The sequence below is a fragment of the Aliicoccus persicus genome (genome assembly GCF_900110815.1).
Classification (GTDB): domain Bacteria; phylum Bacillota; class Bacilli; order Staphylococcales; family Salinicoccaceae; genus Aliicoccus; species Aliicoccus persicus.
Window position 1 is genome coordinate 106,098 of the sequence record NZ_FOIT01000001.1, and the last position, 13,248, is coordinate 119,345.

Consider the following 13,248-nt stretch of genomic DNA (forward strand, 5'->3'; position numbering starts at 1 on the left):
GATGTCATGAATCTACAAATATTCCTGACTTATTTAATTGGTCCATTAATTTTAACGGCAATATTAGTGCCATTGACCATACCATTATTAAAACGATTGAAATTCGGACAATCGATTCGACTGGAAGGACCGCAGTCACACATGGCGAAAACCGGGACACCAACGATGGGTGGCTTGACGTTTTTAATCCCGATTATTCTCACGTCTATCATCTTATTATTCATCGTTGAAGAAAAGTCAACGATACTCGTCATGCTCATCGTTACACTTGGATTCGGCTTGATTGGATTTATTGATGATTACATCATCGTTGTCAAAAAACAAAATGAAGGACTTTCAAGCAAGCAGAAGTTTTTAGCGCAGATTGTCATTTCAGTCATCGTGTACTTTTTTATCATCAACATCGATGGTATCAGTACGACATTAAATATTCCTGGAACGGGCATTGATATTCCATTAGGATTTTTGTTTGTCTTATGGATTATTTTCTGGCAAGTTGGATTTTCTAATGCAGTGAATTTAACGGATGGTCTTGATGGGTTGGCAACTGGGTTATCAATTATCGCTTTCGGTTCATTTTTAGCGATTGCAATTATGACGGATGCGTTTGAACTTTCACTATTTTTACTCGTTGTCATCGGGAGTTTAATCGGTTTCCTCATCTACAATAAAAATAAAGCGAAGCTATTTATGGGTGATACAGGTTCACTCGCACTCGGTGGGATGCTTGCGACTGTGTCAATCATGCTCAACGAAAGTGTGCTGCTCTTGATCATCGGTATCGTTTTCGTTATCGAAACAGCGTCAGTGATGTTACAAGTCGCATCATTTAAGTTAACAGGTAAGCGCATATTTAAAATGACACCGATCCATCATCATTTTGAACTAGTCGGCTGGAGCGAGTGGAAAATCGTCATCGTCTTCTGGTCTGTTGGACTTGTGTTCGGGGCAATCGGTGTATGGCTAGGAGTGATGTAAATGGAAACTTCAGAACTTCGTGGTAAAAATGTTTGTGTGCTAGGGTTTGGACGCAGTGGTAAAAGTGCGATTGATGCATTGATTTCACTCGGAGCGAATATTACGTTAACGACAAACGAGGTTATCGTCGATGAAGATACACGTAGACGCTTAAATAATGAAGATGTGGACATTATCGATGGCCATCATCCACTCAGCATCTTAAATGATACAGAGTTAATCGTGAAGAATCCTGGTGTGCCATTTACAATTCCGTTTTTACAAGAAGCGATAAAACGCAATATTCCGATTATTACGGAAGTCGATTTGGCTGGGTTGATTGCCAAATGTCCAATCATCGGTATTACAGGTACGAATGGTAAAACGACGGTCACGCACTTAATCGGTGAATTTTTACTTGCGGCAGGCAAGCGTCCGATACTATGTGGTAACATCGGTTACCCAGCGAGTCAAGCAGCCCTTGAAGCAACAGAAGATGACATTATGGTTATCGAACTATCGAGCTTTCAACTGATGAGCTTGCGTAACTTATCGGTTGACGTCGCGGTGTTTACGAATATATATGAAGCACATATCGATTACCATCAAACAGTTGAAAATTACCAAAGCGCAAAATTGAACTTGTTGAATCATCTAAAAGATGAGCATTTAGTCGTCTTCTATGAAGGACAAAAATCAATGCTCGTGCCTAACGTTACAAATCAAACAGTTAAGTACTTCTCTGTTGAATCACAAGAAGGCGATGTGTATTTAGAAAACGATACGATTATGTACAAAGGTGATACTGTCATCAAACTCGATGATGTGTTGTTACAAGGCGTACATAATTTAGAAAATATTTTTTCAAGTATACTTGCCGCAAAATATTTTGATGTATCTACGGGTGTCATTCGTGAAGTATTGTCAACGTTCAGTGGTATTTCACATCGCATGGAGCGTGTTGCTCAAATCGGTGGCGTCAGTTATTTCAACGACTCTAAAGCAACTAATAATCTCGCAACATCATTTGCATTGCGCAGTTTTAACACACCGATCGTGTGGATTGCAGGTGGCATGGATCGCGGGCAATCATTCGATGAGCTCGCAGAGTATGTCGAACATGTCAAACAGCTGTTTGCGTATGGCGAAGTTAAAGATAAATTAATGGCATTTGCTCATGAACAAAACATTCCCTGTGAAATTGTAGAAAATCCATTTGATGCAGTGGAAGCAGCGCATCGCGTGTCAGACAGTGGTGATACTGTTCTGTTTTCACCCGCTTGTGCGAGTTGGGATCAATATAAAGATTACGAAGTGCGCGGCAACCATTTTAAAGATGCGGTCAATCAGTTAAACAAATAAGTATTGGGAGGTGACACTATGCGGCCAGGTAAAGAAACACGTGACTTACGCAACAAATTAAAAAGCAATCGCAGTTCCCATAGTGTCATACCAACCCGACCGAAAAAAGAGAAGAAAACGCGGCAGTTTGTATTGATTGAAGAGGAGCATGTGCTCTATTCGACAAATCCAAAAGTGGATGAGAAAACATCTAAAGTAGATGAACAACCAACGAAGCACAAGAAAATCATCGATCTAGATAAGTTTAGAATTGGTTCAAACGGGGAGACGAAAGAATACTCAGAAGATAAAAACAATAACAAAGTGGCGCTGCGTGTGATGATATACTGCGCCTTTCTAGCGGCAATTGTGTTGCTTTTTTATTTGATTACACCGCTGAGTACACTTGATCAAGTCAACGTCGGGGGTAACAGTCAGTTAGATGCGCGCGAAGTCTATGAATTGTCGGGCGTAAGAACAGGGGATAAGATGTACTTTATCCAGCCGGAACGCGTCGTAGAGCAGCTCGAAGAAATACCATTAATCGAGTCAGTAATCGTGACCAAAGAAGGATTCGGCACGATTAATATACATATTTTAGAAGAGAGAACGGTTGCATACTTACCCAGTGATGAAGGGTTTTATCCGTTGCAAGAAAGTGGTTATATGGTTCCGAATGCAGTAGAGTCACCGACATTAGGACCACTGCTCTATCATTTCGATCAAGATAATATACGGCCTATGCTCGGATCACTCGGTGCGCTGGACGAAGAAATCGTTGCAAATATTTCAGAGATTTACGCACGACCGGTTGGAGATAATAAGTCTCGTATCCAGCTCTATATGAACGATGGACAAGTGGTCATTGCAGACATCGAGACATTCAGTGACAAGTTCGGCTATTACATGAACTTGCGTGGAGAGATAGAAGATAGCTCAGCCGGTGTGATTGATCTTGAAGTCGGGAACAGTTTTTTACCATACTCTAGCAGTGAGGCACGTGAGTTAATGGCATCGATTTATGGTGAGTCATTGTCACAAGCTGAGCAAGAACGACGAGACGCGGTTGTTGCACCGCTTGAAGCGGTTTTTGAGAGCTTCAGTGTGCAATGATTTTTTATCTTGTTTAGAATATAAATAGCGTTACACTGACATTGCTGATGTCAAACGCTTGTTTTGGGGGAATAACTTTGATATAACGTTACAGTTGTATTAAAATTGTTAGAGTGGGTAATAATGTAGTACACATTCAAATGCGTATAATGTAAACTAAAGAATAGATTAAAAAGTCACCAACTAGGAGGTCAACTTGTGGATAAACATTATTATGTTGCCCTTGATATTGGGTCATCGAGTGTTAAAGCAGTCGTCGGTGAAAAGTTCCATGAAGGTGTGAATATCATCGGAACAGGACAGACATACACAGATGGTGTAATTAAAGGGAATATCAGTAATTTCGAAGCCGTTCGAAGTGCGATTACTGATACAGTTAAAAAAGCGAAAATTTCATCCGATGTCGATTTGGATGAAGTATTTCTCAAAATACCAACAACCGACTCTCTGTTGGTGTTCGAAGAAAATCAATTGAATTTCAATGGTGAACCAACAGAAATTAACGGTACACATATCGAAGATTTACTCGAGAATATTCGAGAAAAAATTAACGACCCAGACCATGAGGTTGTCAATGTTTTTCCGATATATTTCAAAGTCGATAATCTACATGAAGTTGTAGATCCAAAAGAGATGATTGCAACGGAGTCATTATCGATACATGCAGGTGCGGTACTTAAAAACCGCTCACAACTCATCAATATCGTAAAATGTGTTGAAGATGCTGGTCTTGAAGTACTCGAACTCTTCTCAGATGCGACCAATTTTGAGCATATTTTAAGTGAATCAGAAATCGAACTTGGGTCGGTTATCATCGATGTTGGCCACGAAATTACACAATATGCATACTATGAACGCGGATCACTTCGTGCACTCGGCGCCGTTCCGTACGGTGGTATGGCAATCACATCCGACTTATCCGAAGCATTCAATACGAACTATGAACAAGCAGAGCGTTTAAAACATCAATATGGTCACGCATTTTACGATCATGCAAACGATGAAGATATTATTAAAATCCCTCAGCGTGATAACTCAGAAGACTTGGAAGTTACTGCAAAAGATCTTGCAGATATCATTGAACTCAGACTTGAAGAAACGTTGACCGAAGTGTTTAAAGCGCTAGAAGCGAACAAAATCAATCGCGTGAGCGGCGGTTTCGTCCTCACAGGTGGTACAGTCAATCTATCAGGTGTGAAAGAACTTGTTCAAGATTTAGTCGCAGAAAAAGTACGAATTCATATTCCGAATCAAATGGGTGCTAGAAAACCCGAATTTTCAAGTGTTATTTCGACTATTTCGTCTGCTATACTATTTGATGAACTACTTGATTATGTTACAATTGATAATCATGAAGGTATTGAAGAAACACAAGAAGAACAAACGCATGAGGAAGGCAATTTCTTCTCGAACATTTTCAAAATGAGGCGTGAAGAAAATGATTCTAGACTTGGCAAAAAAGAACCGAAAAAAGTAGAATCAGCACCACCGTCAGAACGTGAAGAAAGTTCGGATCCAGTCGATGATACACCATCATTTATTGAACCTGAGAAAGATGTTGTAACTGAAGATAAAGAACCAGTGCAAGAATCGGAACCAGAGACTTTTAAACAAGAGGACTATGGTTATGACGGAAACGAATTTAAAACTGACGATGGCGAAGAATCTCAAGTTGAAACACCTCATGAACCAGAAGAACAACACTCGGGTGAAGAACAAAAAGAAACTAAAGGCGAATATTTCAAAAAACTATTTAGAAATCTATTTGAGTAATTAAGATAATGGGGGAAATGAATAATGTTAGAATTTGAACAGGGGTTTAATCATATGGCATCATTAAAAGTTGTTGGTGTAGGCGGCGGCGGTAACAATGCGGTAAACCGTATGATTGACGATGGCATGCAAAATGTTGAATTCATCGCAATTAACACAGACGGACAAGCATTGAATTTATCTAAAGCTGAGAGCAAGATTCAAATCGGAGAAAAATTAACACGCGGACTTGGCGCGGGTGCTAATCCTGAAATCGGTAAGAAAGCCGGAGAAGAGTCTCGTGAACAAATTGAAGATGCAATCCAAGGCGCGGATATGGTATTCGTTACTGCTGGTATGGGTGGCGGTACTGGTACTGGTGCAGCACCAGTTGTCGCTAAGATTGCAAAAGAGATGGGCGCATTAACTGTCGGTGTTGTCACACGTCCATTTTCATTCGAAGGCAGAAAGCGTCAACAACAAGCATCAGCTGGTGTTGAAGCAATGAAAGCTGCTGTTGATACATTAATCGTTATCCCTAACGACCGTTTACTTGATATCGTCGACAAATCTACGCCGATGATGGAAGCATTCAAAGAGGCAGACAATGTATTGCGTCAAGGTGTTCAAGGTATTTCAGACTTAATCGCTGTTTCTGGTGAAGTTAACTTAGACTTTGCTGACGTTAAAACGATCATGTCAAATCAAGGTTCAGCGCTTATGGGTATCGGTGTATCAAGTGGAGAAAACCGTGCGATTGAAGCTGCTAAAAAAGCAATTTCATCACCATTACTTGAAACATCAATCGTTGGTGCACAAGGCGTGTTAATGAATATTACTGGTGGCGAGAACCTTTCATTATTCGAAGCACAAGAAGCCGCTGACGTTGTACAAGATGCAGCAGATGAAGATGTAAACATGATCTTTGGTACAGTAATTAATCCTGAACTTGAAGATGAAATCATCGTGACTGTAATCGCTACAGGATTTAACGATAAACCAATCAAGCGTGCAACGGATAACGAAATGAGAGATTCATTTGGCTCAGCACCACAACGCGAAAGATCACCTGAACGTGAAGAAGCGCCGACGCGCGAACGCGACTATGGTGGAGAACAAGAAACAGACGAAGATGATGGCGATGTACCAACGTTCTTAAGAAACAGAAACAGACGTCGTCGATAAGATATTATGAGCCAGAAAGGTACACATACCTTTCTGGCTATTTTTATGAGGTGAGCAGATGTTTAAAGATAACGATCATTACGTTGGTGGAATTGTAGATGGTGTGACATTCGGTTATTCAAAACGTTTGAATGGTGTCAGTCAATTTCCAGAAAATAGTTTGAACTTGGCATTGTATATCGATGATGCATTAGAAAATGTACATGAAAATCAGTTACGTCTCGGCAACACGATCAACTTCCAACCCGCTGACTGGGTCAGTCCAATTCAAACGCATGGTAACGAAGTACGTGAAGTGACGATTGCAGACAGAGGAAAAAACATCGCTGCATTAGGCGACTCTTTAGAAGGTGTCGATGGAGTATTTACACATGATGAAAATGTACTCCTTACAATGAATTATGCAGACTGTGTGCCGGTTTATGTATATAGTCGGAAGAACAACTTCATCGGACTTGCACATGCCGGATGGAAAGGCACGAGTGGGCGCATAACACAGCGATTGATTGAATCGTATGACGGTGAGTTAGTAGATCTTGCTGTATTAATCGGGCCAGCCATCAATCATGATGCTTATGAAGTGGATGATCGTGTAATCGATAAATTGCGTGATGTAGGATTGGATGACACGTGTTTCACACAAACAGAGTCTGGCTATCAACTTGATTTAAAGCAACTCAATAAATTACAAGCGATGAATATCGGTATCGATGAATCTCAAATTTTTGTGAGCGATTTAGGAACAGAAGATACATCTCAGTTTTTCTCATATCGTGTTGAAGGTGGAAAGACTGGACGTGCGGTCGCATTTATCGGGAGGAAATCTAATTGACAATAAAAGAAAATTACGAGGCTATTTTATCAGAAATACCTGAGAGTACAAATGTTGTCGTCGTGACAAAATATCATACTGTGGAAGAGACGCTGGAAGCATATGAGGCTGGGGTGAGACACTTTGGCGAAAATCGCGTCGAAGGATTTTTAGAAAAACGAGCGGCTTTGCCTGCTGATGCGCATGTGCACTTTATCGGCACATTGCAGTCGCGTAAAGTAAAAGACATTAGTGAACATTTGGAATACTTACACTCGTTGGAACGTTTATCCGTTGCGAAGAAAATCGAAAATGAATGTGCGGGTCCGGTCAAATGTTTTATACAAGTGAATGTATCTGGTGAAGAATCAAAGCATGGGCTCCATGTGGATGATGTCGCAGACTTTTTGGAATCGTTAAAACCGTATAAAAAAGTGCAAGTCGTCGGATTGATGACGATGGCACCACATGTTGATGATGAAGGAGAAATTGAGTCTGTATTCGTAAAACTAAAAGAATTAAGTAATCGGCTTGCATTATCGAACGCCGACAATATACAATTAAAGGAACTAAGTATGGGTATGAGTAACGACTACCATATCGCAGTTCGACATGGTGCTTCGTTTATTCGCATCGGTAGTAAAATCATGAGTAAGGAGTGAATGTGATGGCCATCGGCAAGTTTTTTAAAAATTTCTTTTCAATCGAAATTGAAGAAGAGGTAGAGCCAGAGTTTTACGAAAGTGAAGAAGCACCTTCACAAGAAAACAAAGCGGCCAAACCAACTCCAAAAACTGAAGAAAAACCCGTACAACGTGTGAAACAAGAGACAGAAGTAAAATCGAGCACTAATCGTTCAGTATCACAACATCGTAATAATCAAGTGACCGATAAAAAACCAGCGCGAGATGAACGCGAGTCTAAAAAATCATTGATGCCTTTCTCATTAAAAGGAAAAGAAACAAGTCAATCAAAAGTTGCTGAAATTAGACGAGATAATCGAAGTTTATCTGCAAGAAATGGTGAAAGTAAGGAGTACAATGTGATGAATAATCTTAATAATGATACGAAAGTTCATTTGGTTGAACCACGTGTGTTTTCAGAATCACAAGATATTGCAGATGAATTGAAACGCAACAAAGCGACACTTGTCAATTTAACACGTGTAGACAATGCGACGAAAAAACGAATTATCGACTTTTTAAGCGGAACAGTCTATGCACTTGATGGTGACATACAAAAAGTCGGTCAAGATATTTTCTTATGCTCACCAAATAACTTCGGTGTGTCTGGAGAAATTAGCGATCAATATGAACAATATGAAGATTAAGGGGCAATTAATTTGGATTTAATGTGGGCAGTACAAGCAATACAATTTTTAAAAGATTTTTTAAGTGCAGTGTTTCCATTCTACTTTTTTGGCTGTATTATATATATTTTTAGTTCATGGGTACCTGGACTTAGAGAATCGTCATTTATGCAAGCAGTCGGTATGCTATATGAGCCATTGATGGCACCGTTCAGAAAAATCATTCCACCAATCGGCGGCATGATTGATATCACACCAATCATCTTCCTATTTGTTGTACGCTTTTTCTTCATGGGTTTAATGATGATCTTGACATGGTTCCAGAACTTGATGATTTAATTTTGATGAGATTTTATGAAAAGAGTTTAGTAGAGGCGCGCAAGCGTCTTTTTTATTTGTGACTAAGCATGAGTATGAAATGAATGTTAGTTTCGAGTTGGGAGGAATATTGGTATGAAAGATATTTATCAGCATTTTAGACCAGAAGAAAAAGATACGATAGATATGTTTAAATCGAAGTTGGAGATTGCGAGTAGAGACTACTTTCCATTGCAACTCGACTTTTTAGATCCACGCGAGCGTTTGATCTTAGAAAGTGTAAGCGGTGCGTTTGACGATATCGAAATCCATTATTATGGTGGCGGTAAAGTTGGCGAAGAACGCGAACGGATGCGTGCGCTGCTCGTGCCTGAATTGTTGACGTATGAGTTGGAAGATTTCGAGATTACTGTATTTGATATGCAGTATCCGGATAAGTTCGTGGCTCTGGAGCACCGAAATGTATTGGGTGCGATTATGAACGTCGGTGTTGATCGCAGTAAAATCGGAGATGTTGTCATTGGTGATGACATTCAATTTGCCGTTGCAACACCTTACGTGGACTTGTTTTACGAAGAGTTAGAGCGCATTAAGCGAGCACCGGTGAATTTGAAAGAAATAGATGTCCGGGATTTTATTAGCAGTGTTGACGACGGCATGTCTAAAAGCGTGCTGAGTTCATCGATGCGACTGGACACTGTGTTATCCAATGTCATTGGAGAAGGCCGTGCAAAATCACGAGATCGTGTGGAGAAGGGCAAAATTAAGGTGAACCATACACTGATTGAGGACCCGGCGTTTACGGTTGAGGTTGGCGACGTGATCTCGGTGAGACATTTCGGAAGAATTGCAGTGAGTGAGCATTTGGGTGAGACGAAGAAGGATAAACACCGGTTGGTGGTGAAGGTTTATAGTAGTAAGTAGTGGATGTATATAATGGTAAGTCGAGGTAAAGTGAGACCTTTGCGAAGTCCTAAGACGCGTTTCGAAATCGCCTGGACTTCATAATTTATTATTAATCAGATAAAAATCCTCAATACTATGCCTTTTCTTCCTGATTCAACTGGTTGATATACGTGACATACTCAGAATTCAACATGTTCGAGAGCAGGCGTGTCTCCATACCGAACAACTTCATAACAATCATATGCACGCGGGCCTGTGTGAGCGAGTATATGAACCACGACAACGTCGGTTTGTATTCATGTAATGCAATCAGTATTTCATCGGTATCTAAAATCCTTCTGAACTCGAGGAGCGCGCGTCCTTCTTCTCTGACAAAGGCGAATGTCCCACCCTTAATGTAGTAGAGAATTCTGTCATCATACGAGCGGGTTTCTGAATGTTCAAGTATGAGGATGGGATCTTTGAATAGTGGTAGTGTTATCTCGGCCACTTCACCATCAATAATACTTGTATTCAGCAATCTCCCGCCGATTCGTGATAACCAGTTCACATAGTAATCTGCAACATTATCGACTGTACAGTACGCTGGGACTTTAATTCTTTGAATGGATTTCACATCGTTCGTTTCAATTTCTTTCTTAATATTGAATCCTTTTTCTTTTTTGACGACTGCTCTATTGTCTCGTCAAACGCAATTCTCACAGCTTCTTTAAATGAAGTTGGCGCATCGGAAATACCTTCTACAAAATGCTCTTCACGCATCGTCATATTATGCGTCAAACTCTCGAGCAGTGGATACACCATTTCTTTTGGCATTTGTGCAATCAAACGCACCCAAAGTTTTGATAAAAATACAGGGATGATCGGTACATCAATCATCGGCATTTTTTTATCCATCACTTCTGCCGTTTCTTCAAACATTGCGCGGTAAGTCATTTCATCAGGGCCGCCGATGTCAATCGCTTCATTGTTATCATTTTTACGTTTGACCGCTTTTTTAAAGACATCGACCACATCCTTCAAAGCGACAGGATGTGTTTTGTTGTATGCCCATGCCGGCAGCAACAGTCCCGGGAGCCGTTTAACTAAACTGTGCAGTATTGGGAAAGATGATCCGTTTGGTCCGACAATTAATCCGGCACGGAGTGTTGTGACGGGAACGCCGTATGACCCAAGTATCTTTTCACATTCCAGACGGCTTTCCAGATGGTTGGACAAAGGTCTTTCAGCCGGAATAATCCCGCTCAAATATATAATTTTTTTGACGTTTGCGCCACGGGCTGCCCGTGCAAAGTTATCTGCTAAGATTGCATCCATGTCTCCGAATGTGCCCTGCGTTAATTTAGATGAAGGCTGCATGGAATGGACTAAATAAATTGCAGTGTGGACACCTTCCATTGCTGACTCAATATCGAGTTGAGAATACAGGTCTGCCTTGCGCCACTCAACATTCTCTTCATCTTCCTTATTATCTATATTTCTTGAAACCGCAATAATTTCATAGTCTTTTTTCAACTGCGCCATCACATTCCGTCCGATATAGCCTGATGCGCCGGTCAATAATACTTTCATGATTAATCGCCTCAATTCGAATAAGAATACTCAACCTATACCCTTAGAAAGAAGCAATGAACCTTAAAATGGGAGGGTCATCAAATCCTCGTCCAGAAAACGATTTTCATGTAAAAGCGCCATCGGTTCTGTACCGTAATGTTTAAACCCGAAAGACGCATAAAATCTTTTTGCACGTTCGTTCTCTGAAACAACTGTTAAATCAATTTTACGTAAACCGTCGAGCGCGCGTGCTTTTTCAACTAGATATGCCATAACAACTTTGGCAATACCTGTCCCTCTGTAATCTTCATGACAGTACATTGCGACGACCATCCCTTTATGTGACTCTTTCTTTCCTTGACCTCTTAGAAACGATGCATTACACACCAGGTCTCCACCGATAAAACCCCCGACGACGAAATTATCATTATCAGTCTTTAAACGCATCAAAAATCTATCTAATGGAAAATCTTTTTCTCTCTCATATGTGGAGCCAAAAGCTTCCGGGTTTGTTTTGAGTGCAAGGAGCCTTAGTGTTCTAAATTCTTCTACATCATGCGCAAATAAAATGCGAACCTCCATTTTTTCACCTCTGTTGTTATTTTATCTCCATTATACGTATTTTAATCTCACGCGTTTAGGGTAGAATTTAAATAATTAATATTTTAAGGTGTGAGTGATATGAAAAACTTCTTCATGAAGGTGTATCAGAAAATAATGGCTGTGGCCGTTTATTTTTTACCGTGGCGAGAACCGACGGTCTACAAAGGTGTGGGCATGATTCGAATGCTCCCCGCTGTCATGCGTCAGGCAAATATTAAACGTGTGCTCATTGTCACAGATCAGGGGATTAGGGCAAGTGGTATTTTACATAAAGTGTTGGCTGAGCTCAATGTGACATACGTTGTGTTTGATCATGTTGAACCCAATCCGGATGAGGAGACTGTTAAAAAAATTCGAACACAATATGTATCATTTGGTGCAGAGGGTCTGATTGGTCTTGGCGGTGGTTCTGTTATCGATGCAACGAAAGTTGTTGCAGCACTTGTCAATCAGCCACAGAAAGAAGCGGAAGATTTAAAAGGGCTGCTCAAGGTCAGGGGCAGGACTGCATATACTGTCATGATACCGACAACTGCCGGTACCGGTTCTGAAGTGACGTTGGCAGCAGTCATTTCAAGTAAGAGAAAGCGAAAAAAATACACGATCATGGATACAAAACTCATACCGGATGCAGCGATATTAGCACCGGAATTACTGGCGTCTCTGCCAAAACGTTTAACAGCAGAAACTGGAATGGATGCACTAACTCATGCTGTTGAGTCCTTTATCAGTGGGACACGAACGAAGCAGACAAAGAAAGATGGTGTGCGTGCTGTAAAGTTGATTCATGAGTATTTGAATCGGTCCTATGATATTCCTGATGATTTGAAGGCGCGCTTTGGAATGCTTGAGGCTTCATATTACGCTGGCCGAGCATTCACGCGCGCCTATGTTGGGAATATCCATGCGATGTCGCATGCGTTGACTGCCTTTTATGGTAGTCCACACGGGCGGACGAATGCGTTGATTTTACCGATTGTGCTCAGGATTTATGGGGAATCTGTACACCCGGAGCTTGCTGAACTTGCAGATGCGATTGATTTGACTGATGTGAGTGCTTCAAATGAAGAGAAGGCGCTTGCTTTTACTCGGTGGGTTGAGGGAATGAACGACAGGTTTGAAATTCCGCGTTCCGTTCCTGAGATTGCTGATCAGGATTTAGACGCTTTGATCAGCCACGCGTATAAGGAAGCGAACCCAATGTATCCTGTGCCTGTTATTTTTAGTAAAGAGGATTTTCGTGAGGCATTTTTGAAAGTGAAGGGATGAATATAAGAAGAGTGACTATGAGGGGAGCTCAAGAACACTTTGTGTCGTCAACTGTTCTTCCCGAAGCAAAAATGGGGTGTTGAGAAAGATCTTGATCAGTCAAATATTCAACTCGAGGCTGAAATCGTTT

General features: G+C 40.9%; 14 protein-coding genes. 11 read left to right on the plus strand and 3 right to left on the minus strand.

Annotated elements, in window-relative coordinates:
- Positions 1 to 6 precede the first annotated feature (6 nt).
- The 10 genes from mraY to BMW30_RS00535 all read left to right on the plus strand — a co-directional run bounded on the left by mraY (position 7) and on the right by BMW30_RS00535 (position 9,710).
- A complete protein-coding gene (mraY, locus tag BMW30_RS00490) occupies positions 7 to 978 on the plus strand; it encodes a phospho-N-acetylmuramoyl-pentapeptide-transferase (RefSeq protein ID WP_091472707.1) in 972 nt (323 codons plus the stop codon).
- A complete protein-coding gene (gene murD, locus BMW30_RS00495; RefSeq protein WP_091472709.1) occupies positions 979 to 2,319 on the plus strand; it encodes a UDP-N-acetylmuramoyl-L-alanine--D-glutamate ligase in 1,341 nt (446 codons plus the stop codon).
- 18 nt (positions 2,320 to 2,337) lie between these two features.
- Positions 2,338 to 3,411 carry a cell division protein FtsQ/DivIB gene (locus BMW30_RS00500; protein WP_091472711.1) on the plus strand — a complete coding sequence of 358 codons (1,074 nt, stop codon included), beginning with the start codon at positions 2,338 to 2,340 and terminating at the stop codon, positions 3,409 to 3,411.
- 198 nt (positions 3,412 to 3,609) lie between these two features.
- The gene (gene ftsA, locus BMW30_RS00505) at positions 3,610 to 5,184 is read left to right on the plus strand and encodes a cell division protein FtsA (protein WP_091472713.1); all 1,575 of its coding nucleotides are present in this window, start codon (positions 3,610 to 3,612) and stop codon (positions 5,182 to 5,184) included.
- A 24-nt stretch (positions 5,185 to 5,208) separates the two neighbouring features.
- Positions 5,209 to 6,348: a cell division protein FtsZ gene (ftsZ, locus tag BMW30_RS00510; protein ID WP_091472715.1), complete on the plus strand. Its 1,140-nt coding sequence runs from the start codon at positions 5,209 to 5,211 to the stop codon at positions 6,346 to 6,348.
- Positions 6,349 to 6,406: 58 nt separating this feature from the next.
- Positions 6,407 to 7,180, plus strand: a complete 774-nt coding sequence (pgeF, locus tag BMW30_RS00515) for a peptidoglycan editing factor PgeF (protein WP_091472717.1) — start codon at positions 6,407 to 6,409, stop codon at positions 7,178 to 7,180.
- Complete coding sequence (locus BMW30_RS00520) at positions 7,177 to 7,821, plus strand: YggS family pyridoxal phosphate-dependent enzyme (protein ID WP_091472719.1); 645 nt, start codon at positions 7,177 to 7,179, stop codon at positions 7,819 to 7,821. The genes pgeF and BMW30_RS00520 overlap by 4 nt, the downstream gene beginning before the upstream one ends.
- A 5-nt stretch (positions 7,822 to 7,826) precedes the next feature.
- Entirely contained in the window at positions 7,827 to 8,489 is a 663-nt protein-coding gene (locus tag BMW30_RS00525) for a cell division protein SepF (RefSeq protein WP_091472722.1), read from the plus strand.
- Between the two features lie 21 nt (positions 8,490 to 8,510).
- Positions 8,511 to 8,807: a YggT family protein gene (locus tag BMW30_RS00530; protein WP_091473980.1), complete on the plus strand. Its 297-nt coding sequence runs from the start codon at positions 8,511 to 8,513 to the stop codon at positions 8,805 to 8,807.
- A 114-nt stretch (positions 8,808 to 8,921) separates the two neighbouring features.
- On the plus strand, positions 8,922 to 9,710 hold the full coding sequence (locus BMW30_RS00535) for a YlmH family RNA-binding protein (RefSeq protein WP_091472726.1): 789 nt from the start codon (positions 8,922 to 8,924) through the stop codon (positions 9,708 to 9,710).
- A gap of 115 nt (positions 9,711 to 9,825) precedes the next feature.
- Here BMW30_RS00535 and BMW30_RS10700 read toward each other — a convergent pair whose 3' ends face one another.
- The 3 genes from BMW30_RS10700 to BMW30_RS00545 form a co-directional block, all read right to left on the minus strand.
- The gene (locus BMW30_RS10700; RefSeq protein ID WP_245705598.1) at positions 9,826 to 10,308 is read right to left on the minus strand and encodes a hypothetical protein; all 483 of its coding nucleotides are present in this window, start codon (positions 10,306 to 10,308) and stop codon (positions 9,826 to 9,828) included.
- Positions 10,305 to 11,264 carry an NAD(P)H-binding protein gene (locus BMW30_RS00540; RefSeq protein ID WP_245705599.1) on the minus strand — a complete coding sequence of 320 codons (960 nt, stop codon included), beginning with the start codon at positions 11,262 to 11,264 and terminating at the stop codon, positions 10,305 to 10,307. Before BMW30_RS00540 ends, BMW30_RS10700 begins: the two co-directional genes overlap by 4 nt.
- A 63-nt stretch (positions 11,265 to 11,327) precedes the next feature.
- Positions 11,328 to 11,828, minus strand: coding sequence for a GNAT family N-acetyltransferase (locus tag BMW30_RS00545; RefSeq protein WP_091472732.1), 501 nt, complete (start codon positions 11,826 to 11,828; stop codon positions 11,328 to 11,330).
- A 99-nt stretch (positions 11,829 to 11,927) separates the two neighbouring features.
- Between BMW30_RS00545 and BMW30_RS00550 the strand changes: the two genes are divergently transcribed.
- A complete protein-coding gene (locus BMW30_RS00550) occupies positions 11,928 to 13,118 on the plus strand; it encodes an iron-containing alcohol dehydrogenase (protein WP_091472735.1) in 1,191 nt (396 codons plus the stop codon).
- Positions 13,119 to 13,248: the final 130 nt, after the last annotated feature.

Excerpts from the sequence above, each read along its gene's own strand:
- mraY (WP_091472707.1), top strand. The coding sequence starts at position 7 with ATGAATCTACAAATATTCCTGACTTATTTAATTGGTCCATTAATTTTA.
- murD (WP_091472709.1), top strand. The coding sequence starts at position 979 with ATGGAAACTTCAGAACTTCGTGGTAAAAATGTTTGTGTGCTAGGGTTT.
- BMW30_RS00500 (WP_091472711.1), top strand. The coding sequence starts at position 2,338 with ATGCGGCCAGGTAAAGAAACACGTGACTTACGCAACAAATTAAAAAGC.
- ftsZ (WP_091472715.1), top strand. The coding sequence starts at position 5,209 with ATGTTAGAATTTGAACAGGGGTTTAATCATATGGCATCATTAAAAGTT.
- pgeF (WP_091472717.1), top strand. The coding sequence starts at position 6,407 with ATGTTTAAAGATAACGATCATTACGTTGGTGGAATTGTAGATGGTGTG.
- BMW30_RS00525 (WP_091472722.1), top strand. The coding sequence starts at position 7,827 with ATGGCCATCGGCAAGTTTTTTAAAAATTTCTTTTCAATCGAAATTGAA.
- BMW30_RS00530 (WP_091473980.1), top strand. The coding sequence starts at position 8,511 with ATGTGGGCAGTACAAGCAATACAATTTTTAAAAGATTTTTTAAGTGCA.
- BMW30_RS00535 (WP_091472726.1), top strand. The coding sequence starts at position 8,922 with ATGAAAGATATTTATCAGCATTTTAGACCAGAAGAAAAAGATACGATA.
- BMW30_RS00540 (WP_245705599.1), bottom strand. The coding sequence starts at position 11,264 with ATGAAAGTATTATTGACCGGCGCATCAGGCTATATCGGACGGAATGTG.
- BMW30_RS00545 (WP_091472732.1), bottom strand. The coding sequence starts at position 11,828 with ATGGAGGTTCGCATTTTATTTGCGCATGATGTAGAAGAATTTAGAACA.
- BMW30_RS00550 (WP_091472735.1), top strand. The coding sequence starts at position 11,928 with ATGAAAAACTTCTTCATGAAGGTGTATCAGAAAATAATGGCTGTGGCC.